The following is a 17146-nucleotide window of genomic DNA, read 5'->3' as shown; positions in this document are numbered from 1 at the left end:
AATTACAAATGCCTAGGTTTTCCCGAAACGTGGCGAGCCTTGCTCTTTGCGGGAAGCCCAGGTCTTAACGGGGCTCTCTATGCCTAAATCTGCTGATACATTGCGCGTTGGCGCCGGCGCCAGTTTCGCTGACGACCGCTTTCAACCGGCCGTAGACCTTGCCGAAAAGGGTGAGCTCGACTATCTGGTATTCGAATGCCTCGCCGAGCGTACTGTCGCTCGCGAGAATCTTACTCGCCTCAAGAATCCAGACCTGGGCTATACACCTCGCCTAAGCGAACGTATGGCTCAAGTACTGCCACCAGTGGTTCGCAACCGTGTACGAGTGGTCACCAACATGGGCGCTGCGAACCCACCTGCCGCCGCGCGTGAAGTGCGGCGCGTGGCGCAAGATCTAGGGCTGGGCGATTTTTCTTGCGCCATCGTCACTGGCGACGATGTCTCGGATCTACTGCGGCAACATCCCGGCCTACCACTGATGGAGTCCGGCGAGCCGCTAGAAACGCTGCTGCCGAAAATGGCGTCGGCGAACGCTTACCTTGGCGCCGACATTATTGTCAAGGCGCTCGAAACGAATGCGCAGATGGTCATCACGGGCCGGGTGGCCGACCCTTCGCTGTTCCTGGCTCCTGCCATGCACCGCTATGGATGGACATACGAAAACATAGAACGTATCGGCGCCGGTACCGTCATGGGCCACCTGTTGGAGTGTTGCGCACAAGTCAGCGGTGGCTGCTTCGGGGATCCAGGAAAGAAAGAGGTTGAAAATCTAGCTGGCCTCGGCTTTCCCTACGTGGACATTCTCGAAGATGGTGAAATGACCATCAGCAAGCTCGACGACGCCGGCGGCCGCGTAGACTTGGCAACGTGCAAAGAGCAGCTGCTTTACGAAATGCATGACCCTGCCCACTACATTACCCCCGATTGTGTTCTCGATATCACAGGCCTGCACCTGACGCAGTCGGGTAAGAATCACGTCACTTTCCGTGGAGCCCGAGCTAAGCCACATACCGATACCTACAAAGTCACCGTGGGCTATGACGACGGCTATATCGGCATAGGGGAAATCTCCTATGCCGGCATCAACGCTGTCGCCAAGGCCAAATGGGCTGCAGACATCGTGCAACAGCGTCTCAAGGATACGGGCCACACTTACTCTGAAGTTCGCGTCGATCTTATTGGCATGTCCAGCCTGCACGGCAGGCCCGATGTCCGTCCCGAGCCTTATGAAGTGCGTCTGCGTCTTGCTATGCGCTGCGACAACCCCAAGGCCGCAGCCGCGGTTGGCTTCGAGGTTCGCGCGCTGCACGTTAATGGCCCATGCGGCGGTGGTGGCGGCTCTGATCCTGTCGTTCGAAAAATACTGGCCGTGCAGTCGGTTTTGATTCCGCGCAAGCTGGTAGACCCCCAAGTTCAGGTAGAGAGGATAGGCTAATGATTCGCGTCTACGATATTGCCCATGGCCGCGCCGGCGACAAGGGCGACACTTCGAATATCTCCGTCATCGCCTTCGACGACTCTGGTTGGAAGCTCCTTCAGAAGGAGCTCACCGTGGAGCGCGTCGAAAAGGCCTTCGCGCACCTACTCACTGGTAAAGTAATCCGCTACGAGCTGCCCAATCTACAGGCCCTCAACTTCGTCCTTGAAGGCGCGCTCGCGGGCGGCGTTACCCGATCCCTCGCGCAGGACGCTCACGGCAAATCGCTCAGCAGCCTGATGATGACAATCGAACTTCCCCAACCAAACTAAGCCGCAAGCCAGGAGCACAGAATGCGCATAATCACGGAAGGCCTGCAGTTTCCCGAGGGCCCTATCGCGCTCGAAGACGGTACATTCATCGTCGTCGAAATCCGACGCCAAACCCTAACTCACATCGACGCCAAAGGTAAGCAGACAGTCATCGCCAAACTGGGCGGAGGCCCCAATGGTGCCGCCATGGGCCCAGACGGATACTGCTATGTCGTCAACAACGGTGGCTTCAAGTTTGTACCACGGGCGGACGGTAAGTTTGTCACTGCGGGTACTCCCGATGATTACGTCACCGGCCGAGTCGAACGTGTGGATATCCAAACCGGTAAGGCAGAGGTCGTATACGACAAGGTGGGGAACCAGAAAATTCGGGGCCCCAACGACATCGTCTTCGATGCTCATGGCGGCTTCTATTTTAGCGATCCAGGTAAAGTCAGACATCGGGACTGGGATCGAGGATGCGTATGCTATGCAAAGGCCGATGGATCAATGATAAAGGAACTCATCTTTCCCATTACTAAACCAAACGGCGTGGGTCTTTCCCCCGATGGCAGCACGCTGTATGTCGCGGAAACCGAAAGTGGCAAGCTCTGGGCGTGGGAACTGGCCGGCCCAGGCGAGCTGAAATCTCCGGCTGTCGCATCCACCACATCACCTCACGGCGGCAAACTCATCTCCGCCGTAGCAGCCTATCGCCGTTTCGATTCATTGGCGGTGGAGGCGAACGGCAACATCTGCGTCGGGACATTAGATTCCGGTGGCATCACTGTCTGCTCACCAAACGGAGGTGCAGGCGAGTTCGTCCCCGTGCCCGGTGACACCCATTGCACTAATATCGCCTTTGGCGGCCTCGACCACAAAACCGCCTATGTCACGCAGTCGTACGCCGGGCGACTCGTGGAGGTTCCATGGCCACGTCCTGGCTTGAAACTGGAAGGCGACGAGCACGGATTGGACTAAGATTGGGCGAGCGGCTCACATGCACAGATCAATATTACGATCAAGGGCGATCTTCTTGATTCGCCCCTGTGCGAGTTCGACCGTTTTCTTCTATCTACATCATGGCGCCGCCGCAATGCGCATCCGAGACTCGGCCACAGAGCCGGGCTGCCAACAATGTGCGCTACTCAAGTCTTCCATGCGAGTCGCCCCGACGAATGCCAGGATTCGGCTGATTTCGTCGCGCAGCATGGCGAGAACATGAGCCACGCCGCGCTGTCCGCCAACGGCCGTGCCCCACATCGCGGCACGGCCTATCATGACTGCATTCGCTCCCAAGGCGATTGCCTTCACGATGTCACTGCCGCGGCGGATGCCGCTGTCGAGGAAAAGCACGGCGTCGGGCCCGACCGCCTCGCGTACCAGCGGCAGCATGTCCATGCTGGCGGGCGCATTGTCCAGTACACGCCCGCCATGATTCGAAACAACGATTCCGTCCACGCCCGCCGCCATCGCAGATCGCGCGTCTTCGGGATGCAGAATGCCCTTAACAATAAGAGGGCCCTTCCACATATCGCGCAGCCGTTTCAGGTCGTCCCACGTCAACCCGTCGTTCTTGGGCATCAGCCCGCTCTTTCTCGTATCTGTCATGCTGCGCTGCAAGGACTGCGGCAGATTGTGAAACCTTGGCATGCCACCGGACAATAGATAACGCCCCATCACTCCCGCGGCCCAGCGCGGATGCAAAGCTGCATCCATCATGTTTCTTCTGGTCAGGCGCATCGGCACGGTGAAGCCGTTTCGGTAATTGAACTCGCGATTGGGTGTCACCGTGGTGTCCACGGTCACGATCAGCGCCTTGTATCCTGCATCGCGAGCGCGATGCAGCAATTCATGCGACATTGCGGGATCGGGCCAAAGATACAGCTGAAACCACAGATCCCCTCCCGCCTTTTCAGCCACTTTTTCTATCGAAGCAATCGAGCCGGTCGACATGGAATAAGGGACGCCGAACGATGCTGCCGCGGATGCCGTGGCAACTTCGCCTTCGTACCATAATAGGCCGGCTGCCCCCGTGGGCGCCAGGCAGACCGGCATGGGATATTCACGCCCGAACAATGAAACGCGCAGCGACCGCTGCGATACGTCCCTCAAGGGTCTAGGGATCAGGCATATCCTGCGAAACGCATCGAGATTGTTGCGTATGGTCAGGTCATCTTCGGTGCCCCGATCAATAAACTCAAACAGGCCATGGGGCAAGCGGCGCTTGGCCAATGTGCGCAGATCGTCGAAGTTGTAGCCGAATGCGGGATCGAATGACATTTGTTATCGGAACCAGCCCGATTCCGTTCTTCGCGGATTGAGTACGAGGCATACTCTATCGTCGAATGCCTACCAGCGGAAATCACAATTTTTTATGGCGACTCATAAACAGAACCCGCTTTGAGCGAGCCATATATTCGCCGTATGGCCGTATATGTCTTGAGGATCGCGAGGGCTCGATTCAATCCCGCTGACGCTTGAGGGTGGACGACGCCTGGGCCATATCCATGATCTGCGAGATGATCTTCGACTTCCTGGACTCGGCGACACAGGCGACAGAAAACTCGACCCATCCTCCTTGACGCAAGTCCGGTATCAGTTGCAAGGTGCCCGCCTCCAGATCTTGCCGGATCAGCATCGACGACAGGCAGCCTACGCCACCACCGCCCAACACGATCTGATGGGCGGCGGCCATGTTGCTGATACCGTTGAAGTGTCGCGGATTACCGCCCCCTTCCATGATGATGCGCATGGCCTCCGTCCAGTAGAAGGACTCGCGCTGTACACACCAGATAGGCGCAGTGCGTAGAAATTCCAGCAAATTGCCGGCCCAGTTCTCTGTCAAGAATTCCGCGGAAGCCACCCACAACATCCTGTCGTACCCAAGGGGAGCCGACGACAGCTTGTCTCCGTGCACGGGGCCCGCAACGATGGCTATATCCAATTTGCGCACCTCGAGCTTTTGCAACACTTTGCCGGCCAAATCGATTTCCACGTCATAGGTAAGATCGGGAACGATCCGCTGCATTTCGCGAATCATGTTGGGAAACCAGCTCATGGAAATGTTTCCCGCACCAATGCGCACCGTGCCGCCCGAGGCATAGGCCGAATTGACAGACCCGGTCAAGGCCTCGAACTGCTGGAAGATCGGTTCCGCATCTTCCAGGAATTTGCGGCCTTCCATGGTCAGCTCCACGCCCCGGCCCACTCGTACGAACAGCTTCACGCCCAAGGCGGCTTCCAATTCGCGCATGCGCGCCGAGATCGCAGGTTGTGTGGTGTACAGACGCTCGGCCGCTGCGGTGAAGCTGCCCAGGCGGGCTATCCAGAATGCGGTCTCCAGGTTCGCAAGATTGATATTGCGCACAGATGTCTCCTCTTTGCGGCAACAGCAGCCATAGGCTGGCCGACACCAAAATATCAGAACAAAACATACATCGCTCACGGCCGCCAGACAACAGCCAGACTGGGGTACCAGAATGGCGCGCGAAATATATCCAGGATTTATGCCAAGCCATAGATGATTCTGATTGGAATACTCGACGCTATCCTCCGACAATACGCGCAGCGCCGCCTCAAGGCGAGGCGTCGAATATATGCCACAAATCGACAACGGAGACTGTCATGCTTTCACTGCTATCCGCGGGACACCGAACCGCGACGTCAACCCTGGCGCGCCTGTGTGTCGGCATCGTCAGTGCTCTCGCGCTAACGTGGCTGCCCATGCGCCACGCCCATGCGCAAAGACACTATGAAATGATCATTCCCATCGCCGCGGGCGGCTCACTGGACTTGATGGCGCGCGCGGTAAGCCTTGCTTTCTCGCAGCAGACCGGAGAATCGGTTACGCCTCTGAACAAAGTGGGCGCGGGCACTCTGCTTGCAACCCGCTCTGTCGCGCAGTCCACCGCCACCGACGGGCGCACACTGCTGTTCACCGGCCTACCCTATACAACGCTGCAGTACAAGAAAGGCGGCCCTGCATTCGACGAAAGCCGGTTCAAGCCCGTCATCTATGTCGGCTGGCAGCCCACCGTACTTTTCATACGCTCATCGATCCCCGCCAACGACATGAAATCTTTTCTTGCCTGGGCCAAAGCCAGGCCGGAAGGCGTGACTTTCGCCTCTTCCGGCATAGGAAGCAGCCCCCATATCGCCGCCGAGCAATTTGCCGACATGACGGGCATCAAGATCGTACACGTTCCGATGGGCGGCTCCAGCGCATTCGTGCCCGCTCTGGCTGGCGGCCATGTCGACGCAGTGTTCGACGCTCCGGCCACACGCACCATGGTCAAAGAAGGATATCTGAAGGCGTTGATGATAGGCAGCGATACACCGCTTGCGGATTGGAAGGAGCTGCCCACCTCCGATCAGGCCGGTCTGCCAGGGTTTCGTTCTGGCACCTGGTATGGCGTGCTCGTACCCGCCGGAACGCCCGACACCACGGTGTCCAAACTCAATACAGAGCTGAACAAGTCGCTGACGAGCCAGGTGGTTCAAAGCCGTGCCCGGGAATTCGGCATCACCCTTTCGGGGGGAGCGCCACAGGCTTTCAACGACCTGCTCAAGAGTGAACACGAGCGCATCGGAGCGCTGGTGAAAACACGCGGCATCGTGATCCCGTGATCAGCCGAAGAACCCGCGTAGACACGACAAGGGATTGCCCATGAGCTACTCCGACACCATAGCCGCCCGCGCCGCGGGCCTGCAGTTCGAAGACATTCCGGAACAGGTGCTAGCCAAGCTCAAGACCTGTATGCTCTACGGAATGGTGATGGCCGCCAGTGCGGGCGCCCGCGATGAATTGGAAACCGCCGTGCTGTGCTCCAATGCCGCTCCTGGCCCCGCCCGCACTCTGGTTTCCAATCTCGAGCGCAGCGCCGCCGACGCTGCATACATCAACGCATTCCGCATGTGCTCTCGCGGCCAAAACGACACTTACTCGGAAGCCTATGCGCACCCTGGCTGCATCATCATTCCGGTGGTGCTCGCCCTTGCGCAACAACAGTCGGCTACCGGGAAACAAGTATTGACGGCCATGGCAGCCGGCTACGAAGTTCTGGCCATGGTGGCCGCCGGCCACGCGGACGCCGTCGTGGGGCGCCGTTTTCGTGCGACTTCCGTTTTCGGCGTGTTCGCATCCGCGGCGGCGGCAGCGCGCATGCTAGACCTCGACGCCGCGCAAACCGCGAACGCCCTGGGCTTGGCCACCCAGCACAGCGCCGGCACAATGCAATGCTGGCTCGAGGGTACGCCGGAATGGCGTATACAGGTTGCCAATGCAGCCCGCGCCGGAGTGATCTGCGCCGAACTTGCCAAGCGGGGGTATCCTGCCGCCAGGCATTCATTCGAAGGAAGCAGCGGTTTTTTCCGCACGTTTGCAGGCTCGGAAGCCGCGAACGAGCCGACATGGGCATGGCGCACGCCTCAGGTGATTTTCAAGCCTCTGCCAGGCTGTTTGATCAACCAGGCCCCGCTATATCTGCTGCTGGGCCTGCAACGCAAGCATGCCTTCGGCGCAGCAGACGTCGATCGAGTCGAAGTCTGGCTTGCGGAGCGCAATGCCGCATATCCAGGCATCGATCGCCACGGGCCTTTCGAGACACCCACCGGCGCGATCATGAGCTGCCCGTTCATGATGGCCGTCGGCTTGCGCAACCGCACACTGCGTATCCAAGACTTCGGCACTCTGTATGGCGCAGGAGAAATCCATACCCTCGCCGAGCGCGTTTCGGTCGCTGGCCTGCAGGGGCTGCCCGACTGGGGTGCCCGGGTACGCGTCAGCCTACAAAGCGGCACGGCGTACGAGGATGAAATCACCGAGCTTTCCCGGTTCGCCTTCGACTGGCAGGAAGCCGACGCCATATTGTCGGGCATGGCGGATGAATGGCCGTGGCAGGACGGCGCGGCGCGATACGAACAGCTGAAGCACTGCGTGCGTGAACTAGACAAGGCGCCAACCATCGAAGCGCTGGTCTCTGTGCTGCGCCCCTGAAACCCGCCATCGGTCGAACCGGTGTGCAAACAATCCGCATATCGCAAACGCGGCGGCCATGCGGCCATATATATCGAGCCGATCAAAATGCATTATGGACAGGCATAACTACGTACGATTGGCGTAACAGTGCACGGCTGCGTAGACTTCCATCGAACCCACACTCATCACTAGCAGTTCTCCAATACCAGAGAAAAGGAGCGGGCCATGGCCATCACTGTCAAACCCATGCCGTCGGGATTTGGTGCCGAGGTTTCAGGCATAGATCTGCAAGAACCGCTGAATCAGGAAAGCTATACGGAAATCGAAGCGGCGCTGGCTCGACACGGCGTGATCTTTTTCCGAAACCAGCCCCTGGACGAAGCGGCCCAGGAAGCATTCATACGCTGGTTCGGGCCGCCCAATGCGCTTGCTCGCCAGTTGAATAACAGCCGCATGAAGAACCCTTATTTCTATGACGTTTCCAATATCGACGAAAACGGCAAAATCATGATGCAAGAGCATGAGCGGCGCTTGTATCTGCAGGCCAATCTGTTCTGGCACACGGATATGTCCATGCGCCAACCACCGGCTCGCGTGACCGCGCTCAATGCCATCGTCCTTCCGGAAGAGAATCCCCCCAACACCGAATTCGCCGACACACGCGCCGCCTGGGACGCCCTGCCGAAATCCAGGCAAGCAGAGCTGGAGCCTTTGCGTGTCGTGCACAGTGTTTATGCTTCGCGCGCCAAAGTCGGCTATACCAACTTCAATGCAGAAACACGGAACCTGCTGCCCCCCAGCGAGCACCCGCTGGTGCGGCTGCATGCCGGCTCGGGCCGCAAGTGCCTATATATCGGGGCGCATGCATCGCACATCGTCGACATGGATGAAAGCGAAGGCCGGGCCTTATTGGAAGAGCTCACCGAATTCGCAACCCAGCCGCAATTCCGCTACGAACACAAGTGGCAGCCCCACGACCTTCTGGTTTGGGACGATAGCTGCACATTGCACCGTGCCACGCCATTCGACGATCAAAAATATCGCCGTGAATTGCGCTGGTGCTCGGCCCGCGAACTGGAACCGGTATAACCATGAAGCTGGCGCGATTTTCCCTGCAGAATGATCCCGCGGAACGTCTGGGGGTGGTGCTCGAAGACAACGGCGCCATGCAACTGCTGGACGTTGCCGCCCTGCCCTGGGTATCGGAAAACAGCGGGTTTCCGATGGCCATGAAGCAGGTCATCGACGCCGGGCAGGCCGGCTTGGACGCATTGCGCGAAACGGTACGGAAGGCAAACGCAGAAGCGGATCCGGCGTGGCTACACCGAGCCGAAGAGATCGTTTGGCTGCCTCCGGTGCCGCCGCGTTCCTGCATCGCGGCGGGGCGCAACTTCGGAGCGCACCGGATGGAAAGCATCCATGGCAACCCCAAGGCCGGAGCGGGATTCCAGATGGATTTTCCAACGGGCTTCATCAAGCTCGGACGGAACCTGGTCGGCCACCGGGCCGAAGTCAAACGGCCCGAAGACGTCGAGCAAATGGACTACGAGGTTGAGGTGGCCGTCGTCGTTGGCGAGAGCTTGCTCAATGCGTCGCGAACCCAGGCACGCCAGGCGGTGTTCGGCTATACCATCATGAACGATCTTTCGGCGCGCGAATGGCAGTTTGCCGAAATGCGAAACCTATTGCTCATGATGGGCAAGAATTTCCCCGGATTCGGGCCGCTGGGGCCTTGCATTCTGACCGCGGACGAAGTGCCCGACCCCACGGCGCTACGCCTCTGGCTTACGGTCAATGGCGAATTGCGGCAGCAATCGGACTGCACGGATCTGATCTTCCAATTCGACGAACTGGTGGCTTTTTGGTCCCGCATAGGCCTGGAGGCCGGAGACGTAATCGCCAGCGGCACGCCCGAAGGCGTCGCCGTGCATCGCAAGCCGGATCCCCGGCCATTCTTCCTGAAGCCCGGTGACATCGTCCATGCCGGAGTCGACCAGATCGGAGTGCTGGAGACTCGTATCGTCTAGCGCGTCGAGTACCGCCCCACGCTCACAGACAACAAAGGAGACGCAAATTGCGCAATCACTATCGATTACTGCTGCTGATGGCGGTCGCAATACTGCCCATAACAAATATCGCCCACGCCGCTACATCGTTTCCCGACAGCCCTGTCAGAATCGTTGTTCCGACTTCGCCGGGCGGCGCGAGCGATACATCGGCCCGCATCCTGGCCGAAGGACTGCAGACGCTATGGAAGCAGCCGGTAATCGTAGAGAACAAAACCGGCGCATCCGGCACGATAGGCGCCAGGTTCGTCGCGAAGTCTCCGGCAGACGGCCATACATTATTTTTCGGTACCGGCTCCACACACGTCGTGGCGCCGTTGATGCTGGCCGACACGCCGTACGATCCGGAGCGCGATTTCACACCCCTGGCCATCGTCGGCTATGCCCCCTTCGTACTGTTTGTCCGCAGCGGCCTTCCGGTCAGCAATCTGCGAGAACTGGTCGAATACGCCCGTAAGCCAGATTCAGAACTGAGTTTCGGCACCACGGGGCCCGCGACAATTTACGAGATCGCCGCGCGCCTGCTGGAACACGAGGCGCATATACATTTCAATCACATTCCATACAAAGGCCTGGCCCCGATGGCTATGGACGTGGCTGCCGGCCGTGTGGATATAGGGGTTGGCCCGGTCGACGGCTACCTGAAGAACGACAGGCTGAAAGTGCTGGCGGCGTTGGGCAACCAGCGCGTAGCCGCCTTTCCCGGTGTGCCGACCAGCACGGAAAGTGGCTATCCGGGGTTTTCGGTACCGGCATGGGCCGCTCTCTGGGGCCCGGCAGCTTTGCCGGCGAACATATCTTCGGCATTGACACAGGGCCTGCTGAATGTGCTGGGACAGCCCGAGGTGCAGAAAAGAATCGCGGTCACCGGGATTGTGATTCAGCCTGGCGACGGCAACGCTTTGCGCATGCTGATCGAGCATGACCTGACGAAGCTGAAGCAATTGGAGAAGCCCGGCAACTAAGCGGGCCGAAGGAATCCGCCTAGGCGCGCACGAAAGTATTGCGCAGGGTTCCCAAGCCTGAAATGTCGACCTCTACCGTGTCGCCATGGTCGAGCTTGGGGGAATGGCCATCGGTGCCCATCCAGACGATGTCGCCCGGATAAAGGGTCAAGTTGCGCGACATGCGGCTGAGGAACGTGGGGATATTGAACAGCATGTCGCCGGTGTCGAAATGGGATTTCACTTCCCCATTGACCGAAACGCGGGTCTGCGCCCGGGCCAGATCGAATTCGGTTTCCATCCATGGCCCCATGGGCTTGAACGTATCCGAGTTCTTGGCCCGCCAGAAAGTGCGGTCGGCGCGCTGCCAGACCCGCTCGCTGACGTCGTTGCCTATGGTGTAGCCGAACACGCACTGCATGGCCTCGGCTTCGGACAGGTTGCGCGCCTTCTTGCCGATTACGACCACCAGCTCGCCTTCGTATTCGATGTGCGTGGCGTCTTCGGGAATGACGACATTCTCTTCATGGGCGACCAGGGCGTTGACGGCCCGGTAGCCTATGTCCGCCTGCGGCGGGACATTGACTTTTCTGCCGGCCAGGGCTTCTTGTTCGCGTATGTGCGTAATGTAGTTCAGGCCCGCGGCATAAAAAGTGGGAGGCACCACGGGCACCTCGATCTTGACGTCGGAAAGCCCATGGCGCTGGCCGGTGAACTCGTGTTCTGCCCAGGGAATGCCGCGGATTTCCCGTACCTGGTCATTTTCATCGAGTGTGCCATAGGCTTGCCGGCCCGAGCCGGGAAGCGAGAAATTTATCCAGCGCATGGTTCAGTCCTGTGTGGGCGGGGGGCCGCCCGCCGCACGGCCCCGCCAAAGTCATTATTATCACCCAGGGATGCTCTGGGCAGGCCAATCGTTCGCGCGACGCGTCATTCGGCCCGTATGCCGGCCTTTTTGATCAGGTCGGCCCAACGCTGCCTGTCCTGGCCCAGCCACTGCCTGTAGTCCTTGGAATCGCGGTATTTGATCTCCGCCCCCAGGCCCTTCAGCCTTTCCTGGACTTCGGGCTTGTCCAGAACCGTCTTGACCGCTTTTGCGAGCTTGTCGGTGATGGCCTCGGGTATGTGGGCGGGGCCGACGAACCCTATGGGCTGGGCGTAGTCCTCGAAGCCCGGGAAGCCCATTTCCGACATGGTCGGCACCTGCGGATAATCGGGCAGCCGCTTGGCGGTGGTGGCCGCCAGTATGCGCAGCTTGCCGCTGGACACGAAATCCTTCAGGCCGACCATGGGATAGAACATGAAATCTACCCGGCCGGCGATGACATCGGTGAGCGCCGGGCCATTGCCCTGGAACGGAATATGGTTCATCTTGGTGCCGGAACGCTCTTCGAGCAGGGCCGCGGCCAGGTGCGCCGACCCGCCCACCCCCGCCGAACCGAAGCTGACCTGGCCCGGATTCTTCTTGGCCTTGTCCAGCAGTTCTTTCAGCGTCTTGTAGGGCGAATGGCCGCCCACGACCAGCAATTGCGGCAGTACCGCGACCTGGGCGATCTGGGTGAAGTCCTTGATCGGATCGTAGTGGATCAGATTGGGCTTGATCAGGGGGTTGACGTTATGCGAAATGGTGTTCATGAGTATGGTGTAGCCGTCCGGCGCGGCGCGCTGCACATACTCGGTGCCGATATAGCCATTGGCTCCGGGCTTGTTCTCGACGACTATCGAGGTGCCGAGATTGGTGGCCATTTCCTTGGCAAGCAGGCGGGCGAGCACGTCCGTGGGGCCGCCGGCGCTGTAGCCGACGATCAGCCGTATGGGCCTGTCGGGATAGCTGCCGCCAGCAGCCCACGCCATGCCGGGCACGGACGCCGCACCCACCAGGCCTGCGGCGCACACGGTAGCCAGCCGAACTACGGCCCTGCGCTTAGACAGTTTGATTTTCATAGCTTGTCTCCATGAGGTGATGGTAAAGATCGCCCTGTGAATTTGCTTGGACAGGGTCAGTGAAGGGGGCCGGCAAACCGCGAGCGGAACGCAGCAGCTCGGAAGTAAATCGGCCCACCAGGGTCGCGCCGCACAGCTTTTGCGTGCGCTGCAATTCGTCCTGCAGGATCTCCAGCGCCCGGCGGGCGCCGGGCTCGCCCGCGGCGACCGCGCCGAACAGCGTCGCGCGTCCCAGCAGCACCCCGTGCGCGCCCAGCGCCAGGGCTTTGGCAATGTCGCCGCCGCGGCGTATGCCGCCATCCACCAGCACCGGCACGCGCCCAGCGACCGCCTGCAGCACCTCGGGCAAGGCCACCAGGGTGGCGACCGCGCCATCGAGCTGGCGGCCGCCGTGGTTGGACACGACGATCGCATCGACGCCCAGCGCCGCCAGGCGGGCGGCATCGTCGCCGCGGCACACGCCCTTGACGATCAGCTTGCGGGGCCAGCGCTCGCGCACCTGCGCCAGGCGCTGGAAATCGAAGCCGGGGTCGTAGCTGCGGCCCACGGAAGAAGCGATGGCGACCGCGCTGCGGGCCGCGACCTCGAAGCCGCGCAGGTTTTCCATGACGGGCAGGCCGTGCATGGCCATGTCCAGCGCCCAGCGCGGCCGGCTTGCGAAGTCCAGCACATTGCGCGTGGAAAACCGGAACGGGATCGAAAAGTGATTGTGGAAGTCCCGCTCGCGCTTGCCGCCCACCGGCAGATCCACCGTGATGACCAGCGCCTCGTAGTCGGCAGCCAGCGCCCGCTCGAGCAGTTTCCAGAAAAATTCCTGGTTGTTGAGCACATAGGCCTGGAACCAGTGGCGCCCGGGCGCCTCGCGGGCGATGGTTTCGATGGCGGTGGTCGCGCTGCTGGACAGCGTATAAGGGATGCCGTAGTCGGCCGCGGCCTTGGCCAGCGCCAGGTCGGCGTCGCGCCGGCCGAAGCCGGCCGCCCCGGTCGGCGCGATGGCCGCGGGCATGCCAGCCGGCGCGCCCAGCAGCTCGCAGGCGCTGGAGACGCGTGCCACGTCCACCAGCACGTGCGGCGCAAAGCGCAGCGCGGCAAAGGCGGCGCGATTGCCCCGCAGGGTGCTTTCGTCTTCCGCGCCGCCGGCGTAGAAGTCGAACACGGCCCTGGGCAGCCGGCGCCGCGCCAGGGCGCGCAGGTCGGCGATGGAGTAGCAGTCCGCGACGCGGCGCGGCGCCGGGTGGTGCAATGCGCTCACGCCGCCGCGGCCTCGGCCGACTCGCTGTTGCGGCGCGGGCTTCCGTCTGCATTGAAAAAGCGTGTGGCCATGACCTGGCATCGCTTGATCAGGCGCGGCTCGTCGGGGCGATAATCGGGAATCGCGTTGTGTATGGTGCCCATGTTGTCCCACATCAGCACGTCATGCGTCTGCCAGCTATGCGCATACTGGTACTGCTGCTGGGTTTGATGCCGGAACAAGAAGGCCAGGATATCATCGCTTTCCGCCTGGTCGAGCTCGTTGATGCGCATGGCATAGCCCGGATTGCAATAAAGCACCTTGCGCCCGGTAATGGGATGCCGCAGGAACAGCGGATGCGACACCGGCGGCTTGGCCGCGCGCTGGGCGGGCGTCAATGGCGGGCGCTGGCTGCCGCGCTCGCGGCGCATCATTTCCCAGAATTTGTTGAAGTCGTGCAGCACGGTCATGCCGTCCAGGCGCCGCTTCATGTCTTCGGGCAAGCCTTCGTAGGCCGCATGCATATTGCAGAACTGCGTATTGCCTAGGGATTTGCCATCTCGAAAAGGGATCTTGATGCCGTAAAGAATATTCGTGAAGGCAATCATCTTGCTGTAGGACATATCGGTATGCCAGTCCTGGCCCGCGTCCGCAAGGCCTATGGGCTTGCCGTTCTCGATGATGTTCGAGAGCACCATTACCTCGGGCAGCCCGGGTTCTTGGTAGGCGCCGGCCACATTGACTTCCAGTTTGCCGAAGCGGCGCGAGAATTCACGCAGCTCGGCGGCGCTTAGATGTTGGCCGGGGTAGCTCAGTACCCCATAGTGCCCCAGCGCTTGCAGCAATTGCGCGAAGTCGGCGTCTGCCAGCGGCTGGGACAGATCCAATCCTTCGATGCGAGCACCCAGCGTATACCCTGTAGGAACGATCTTCAATGCCATGATGCAATCCTTGCAAAAAAATGTCCGATGGCCGGCGGATGTCAGCCGGCTGCTAATAGGCTGCTTCGAGGATACTTCGCAGCTCGTCGGCGCCGGTGACCTGGCGCGGGTTGTAATACAGGCCGCGTTCGCCCATGCCTTTGGCCGCAATGCGATCCAGATCGCGCTCGGCGACGCCAATGTCGCGCAAACGCGCCGGCACGCCCGCGGCCACCTGCAGCGCGCCCAGCGCCCGCACCAGGGATTGCGGGCCGCCATCCAGCCCCAGCGCTGCCGCCGCACGCGCCAGGGGTTCGGCCGCGGCCTGGGCGTTATAGGCCACGCAATGCGGCAGCATCACCGAGTTGGCCTCGCCGTGCGGCACGCCGCTGACCGACCCGATGACATGACACAAGGCATGGTGCAGGCAAGTGCGTGCATAGACCAGCACCAGGCCCGCCAGATGCGCGGCATACAGCAATTGGGCTCGCGCCGCCTCGTCGCCGGGTCTGCGCCGCACCGCCGGCAAGGCATAGGCCAGACGCGCCAGCGCATCCAGGGCGAAGGCCTCGGCCAGCGGCGTGCGCTCGCGGGAATACAGCCCTTCGATGCAATGCGCCAGCGCATTCATGCCCGTGGTGCACATCAGGGAAGCCGGCACGCACAGGTTGGCAACGGGGTCGAGCAGCACGACACGCGCGGCCACCGCGGGGTCGGACAGCAGCAGTTTGGCGCCGCTGGCGTCGCGCACACCGACGCTGGCCGTGACCTCGGCGCCCGAAGCCGTGCCGGGAATGGCGAGTATGGGCAGCTTGGGCTTGAGCAAAGGCGGCACCACGAGGGTGGATGGCGGCGTGAAGCGCACGGCGTGCCGGGCCAGCGGCTCGCCCTCGGCCATGACGATGGCGACGGCCTTGGCGGTATCGGCAGCGCTGCCGCCGCCGACCGTCACGAAGCCATCGGCCTGCGCCGCAAGGGCCAGCCGGGCGAGCTGCTCGACCAGCTCTGCGCTGGAGTGCGCCGGCACGGGCGGGGTATCGAGCCAGGGCAGGCCTTGCAGCGCATGCATGACGTGCGCATACAGATTCGACTGGCGCGTACGCGCGCCGGCCAGAACCATGGGGCGGCGGATACCCGCGCCGGCGAGCTCGGCCGCCAGCGTTGCGATCACGCCGCTACCCAGCACCAGCCTGCTTGCAGGATAGCGCTGCACGAACCGCGGCGGAAGGCCGGGCGGCTCGGCCGCCGACCAGGCTTCCTGCAACAACGTTTCCTGTTCGTGATCTTTCACCGTTAATCCTTGAACTGGCCCCAGTGAAAATTCTATTGCTGTTTTTGCGCTTTGCAGCACCCCAATCTACAATTTTAGGTTTCCAATAAAGAAACATTGAAAACATGGACAAGCTCCAAAGCCTGCGCGTTTTTTGCGAAGTCGCCCGCTGCGGAAGCTTTGTCCGCGCGGCAATGCAAATGTCCTTGCCCAAGAGCACGGTCACCAAGCACATCGCCGCGCTGGAGCGCGACATGGGCGCGCAGCTGCTGAAGCGCAACTCCAAGCAGGTCGCCCTTACCGAGGCCGGGGAACGCGTGCTGCAGGGCTCCCGGGACATGATCCAGAGCTACGAAGCCATGGAATCGGCGGTGCGCGACGCGGTTCAACTGCCGCGCGGCGCGATACGCGTGGGCACCCCGCCCTCTTTCGGCGCCCACCACCTCGTGCAGGTGATTGCATCGTTCACCCAGCGCTACCCGGACATCGAAGTGACGATCGTCCACGACGACGGACGCTCGGACATACTCGCCGAAGCGCTGGATCTGTCGATCCGCATCGCCCATTCGCTGAAAGATGCAAGCTACGTGGCCTTGCCTCTGATGCTGGCGCCACAGTTCGTGGTGGCCTCGCCGCAGTACCTGAAAAAGCATCGGCGCCCGGCGTGCGTGCAGGATCTGGCCCAGCACAACTGCCTGATCCACACCATCAAATCGCACTCGGGAATCTGGCGCTTCGAAGGCTCGCCGCCGCAAGAAGTGCGCGTCCGGGGCACGATACGCTCCAACCTGGGCGATGCGTTGAAACATGCGGCCCTGGACGGCGCCGGCATTTCCATACACCCCACCTACATGGTGTCCGACGAGATAGCCCAGGGGCTGCTCGAGGTACTGCTTCCGAACGAAGTGCCGCAAGCGGTGGAGATCAACGTGGTGTTCTCCACCAGGCGGAACATGCCCGCGCGCGTCAGGCATCTGCTCGAGTTCCTCAAGGAATGGGCGCGCCAGCCGCCGCCATGGGCCGTCAAGAAATGAGGCCGGCGACGCCGCAGACACACCGGCCC

At 61.3% G+C, this 17146-nt stretch carries 16 protein-coding genes; 9 read left to right on the top strand and 7 right to left on the bottom strand.

Annotated features, from left to right (window positions below):
- Nucleotides 1-79: 79 nt before the first annotated feature.
- The 3 genes from CEY11_RS19285 to CEY11_RS19275 are packed head-to-tail and all read left to right on the top strand — an operon-like array spanning nt 80 to nt 2709.
- Nucleotides 80-1435, top strand: a complete 1356-nt coding sequence (locus tag CEY11_RS19285) for an acyclic terpene utilization AtuA family protein (RefSeq protein WP_088605053.1) — start codon at nt 80-82, stop codon at nt 1433-1435.
- A complete protein-coding gene (locus tag CEY11_RS19280; RefSeq protein WP_088605052.1) occupies nt 1435-1749 on the top strand; it encodes an AtuA-related protein in 315 nt (104 codons plus the stop codon). The genes CEY11_RS19285 and CEY11_RS19280 overlap by 1 nt, the downstream gene beginning before the upstream one ends.
- A gap of 21 nt (nt 1750-1770) precedes the next feature.
- Complete coding sequence (locus CEY11_RS19275; protein ID WP_088605051.1) at nt 1771-2709, top strand: SMP-30/gluconolactonase/LRE family protein; 939 nt, start codon at nt 1771-1773, stop codon at nt 2707-2709.
- A gap of 99 nt (nt 2710-2808) precedes the next feature.
- Here the strand turns inward: CEY11_RS19275 and CEY11_RS19270 are convergent, their stop codons facing one another.
- Both CEY11_RS19270 and CEY11_RS19265 read right to left on the bottom strand, forming a co-directional pair.
- A complete protein-coding gene (locus tag CEY11_RS19270) occupies nt 2809-3963 on the bottom strand; it encodes an alpha-hydroxy acid oxidase (protein WP_233154981.1) in 1155 nt (384 codons plus the stop codon).
- A 229-nt stretch (nt 3964-4192) separates the two neighbouring features.
- Nucleotides 4193-5098, bottom strand: a complete 906-nt coding sequence (locus tag CEY11_RS19265) for a LysR family transcriptional regulator (protein WP_158215383.1) — start codon at nt 5096-5098, stop codon at nt 4193-4195.
- Between the two features lie 257 nt (nt 5099-5355).
- Here CEY11_RS19265 and CEY11_RS19260 point away from each other — a divergent pair, with 257 nt between their 5' ends.
- From CEY11_RS19260 to CEY11_RS19240, 5 genes are all read left to right on the top strand, one after another.
- Nucleotides 5356-6357: a Bug family tripartite tricarboxylate transporter substrate binding protein gene (locus CEY11_RS19260; RefSeq protein WP_158215382.1), complete on the top strand. Its 1002-nt coding sequence runs from the start codon at nt 5356-5358 to the stop codon at nt 6355-6357.
- A 40-nt stretch (nt 6358-6397) separates the two neighbouring features.
- Nucleotides 6398-7726, top strand: a complete 1329-nt coding sequence (locus CEY11_RS19255) for an MmgE/PrpD family protein (protein ID WP_088605048.1) — start codon at nt 6398-6400, stop codon at nt 7724-7726.
- Nucleotides 7727-7933: 207 nt separating this feature from the next.
- A complete protein-coding gene (locus CEY11_RS19250) occupies nt 7934-8797 on the top strand; it encodes a TauD/TfdA dioxygenase family protein (RefSeq protein ID WP_088605047.1) in 864 nt (287 codons plus the stop codon).
- 2 nt (nt 8798-8799) lie between these two features.
- Nucleotides 8800-9735, top strand: a complete 936-nt coding sequence (locus CEY11_RS19245; protein ID WP_088605046.1) for a fumarylacetoacetate hydrolase family protein — start codon at nt 8800-8802, stop codon at nt 9733-9735.
- A 47-nt stretch (nt 9736-9782) separates the two neighbouring features.
- Nucleotides 9783-10739, top strand: a complete 957-nt coding sequence (locus tag CEY11_RS19240; RefSeq protein WP_088605045.1) for a Bug family tripartite tricarboxylate transporter substrate binding protein — start codon at nt 9783-9785, stop codon at nt 10737-10739.
- A 19-nt stretch (nt 10740-10758) separates the two neighbouring features.
- On the opposite strand, the gene CEY11_RS19235 is transcribed toward CEY11_RS19240, so the two are convergent.
- The 5 genes from CEY11_RS19235 to CEY11_RS19215 form a co-directional block, all read right to left on the bottom strand.
- Nucleotides 10759-11544: a fumarylacetoacetate hydrolase family protein gene (locus tag CEY11_RS19235; protein ID WP_088605044.1), complete on the bottom strand. Its 786-nt coding sequence runs from the start codon at nt 11542-11544 to the stop codon at nt 10759-10761.
- Between the two features lie 104 nt (nt 11545-11648).
- The gene (locus CEY11_RS19230) at nt 11649-12662 is read right to left on the bottom strand and encodes a Bug family tripartite tricarboxylate transporter substrate binding protein (RefSeq protein WP_088605043.1); all 1014 of its coding nucleotides are present in this window, start codon (nt 12660-12662) and stop codon (nt 11649-11651) included.
- Nucleotides 12643-13914, bottom strand: a complete 1272-nt coding sequence (locus tag CEY11_RS19225) for an alpha-hydroxy acid oxidase (protein WP_233154980.1) — start codon at nt 13912-13914, stop codon at nt 12643-12645. The genes CEY11_RS19230 and CEY11_RS19225 overlap by 20 nt, the downstream gene beginning before the upstream one ends.
- On the bottom strand, nt 13911-14834 hold the full coding sequence (locus tag CEY11_RS19220) for a TauD/TfdA dioxygenase family protein (RefSeq protein ID WP_088605041.1): 924 nt from the start codon (nt 14832-14834) through the stop codon (nt 13911-13913). Before CEY11_RS19220 ends, CEY11_RS19225 begins: the two co-directional genes overlap by 4 nt.
- A gap of 52 nt (nt 14835-14886) precedes the next feature.
- A complete protein-coding gene (locus tag CEY11_RS19215; protein ID WP_158215381.1) occupies nt 14887-16104 on the bottom strand; it encodes an iron-containing alcohol dehydrogenase family protein in 1218 nt (405 codons plus the stop codon).
- A 104-nt stretch (nt 16105-16208) separates the two neighbouring features.
- Between CEY11_RS19215 and CEY11_RS19210 the strand changes: the two genes are divergently transcribed.
- A complete protein-coding gene (locus CEY11_RS19210) occupies nt 16209-17117 on the top strand; it encodes a LysR family transcriptional regulator (RefSeq protein WP_088605039.1) in 909 nt (302 codons plus the stop codon).
- Nucleotides 17118-17146: the final 29 nt, after the last annotated feature.

It is taken from the genome of Candidimonas nitroreducens (genome assembly GCF_002209565.1).
Classification (GTDB): Bacteria; Pseudomonadota; Gammaproteobacteria; order Burkholderiales; family Burkholderiaceae_B; genus Candidimonas; species Candidimonas nitroreducens.
Note: the sequence above shows the minus strand (reverse complement) of the source record. Positions and strands in the feature narration are given on the sequence as shown.

Coding starts and splice junctions, on each gene's coding strand:
- CEY11_RS19275 (WP_088605051.1), top strand. CDS start 1,771: ATGCGCATAATCACGGAAGGCCTGCAGTTTCCCGAGGGCCCTATCGCG.
- CEY11_RS19260 (WP_158215382.1), top strand. CDS start 5,356: ATGCTTTCACTGCTATCCGCGGGACACCGAACCGCGACGTCAACCCTG.
- CEY11_RS19285 (WP_088605053.1), top strand. CDS start 80: ATGCCTAAATCTGCTGATACATTGCGCGTTGGCGCCGGCGCCAGTTTC.
- CEY11_RS19230 (WP_088605043.1), bottom strand. CDS start 12,662: ATGAAAATCAAACTGTCTAAGCGCAGGGCCGTAGTTCGGCTGGCTACC.
- CEY11_RS19280 (WP_088605052.1), top strand. CDS start 1,435: ATGATTCGCGTCTACGATATTGCCCATGGCCGCGCCGGCGACAAGGGC.
- CEY11_RS19255 (WP_088605048.1), top strand. CDS start 6,398: ATGAGCTACTCCGACACCATAGCCGCCCGCGCCGCGGGCCTGCAGTTC.
- CEY11_RS19210 (WP_088605039.1), top strand. CDS start 16,209: ATGGACAAGCTCCAAAGCCTGCGCGTTTTTTGCGAAGTCGCCCGCTGC.
- CEY11_RS19220 (WP_088605041.1), bottom strand. CDS start 14,834: ATGGCATTGAAGATCGTTCCTACAGGGTATACGCTGGGTGCTCGCATC.
- CEY11_RS19250 (WP_088605047.1), top strand. CDS start 7,934: ATGGCCATCACTGTCAAACCCATGCCGTCGGGATTTGGTGCCGAGGTT.
- CEY11_RS19235 (WP_088605044.1), bottom strand. CDS start 11,544: ATGCGCTGGATAAATTTCTCGCTTCCCGGCTCGGGCCGGCAAGCCTAT.
- CEY11_RS19245 (WP_088605046.1), top strand. CDS start 8,800: ATGAAGCTGGCGCGATTTTCCCTGCAGAATGATCCCGCGGAACGTCTG.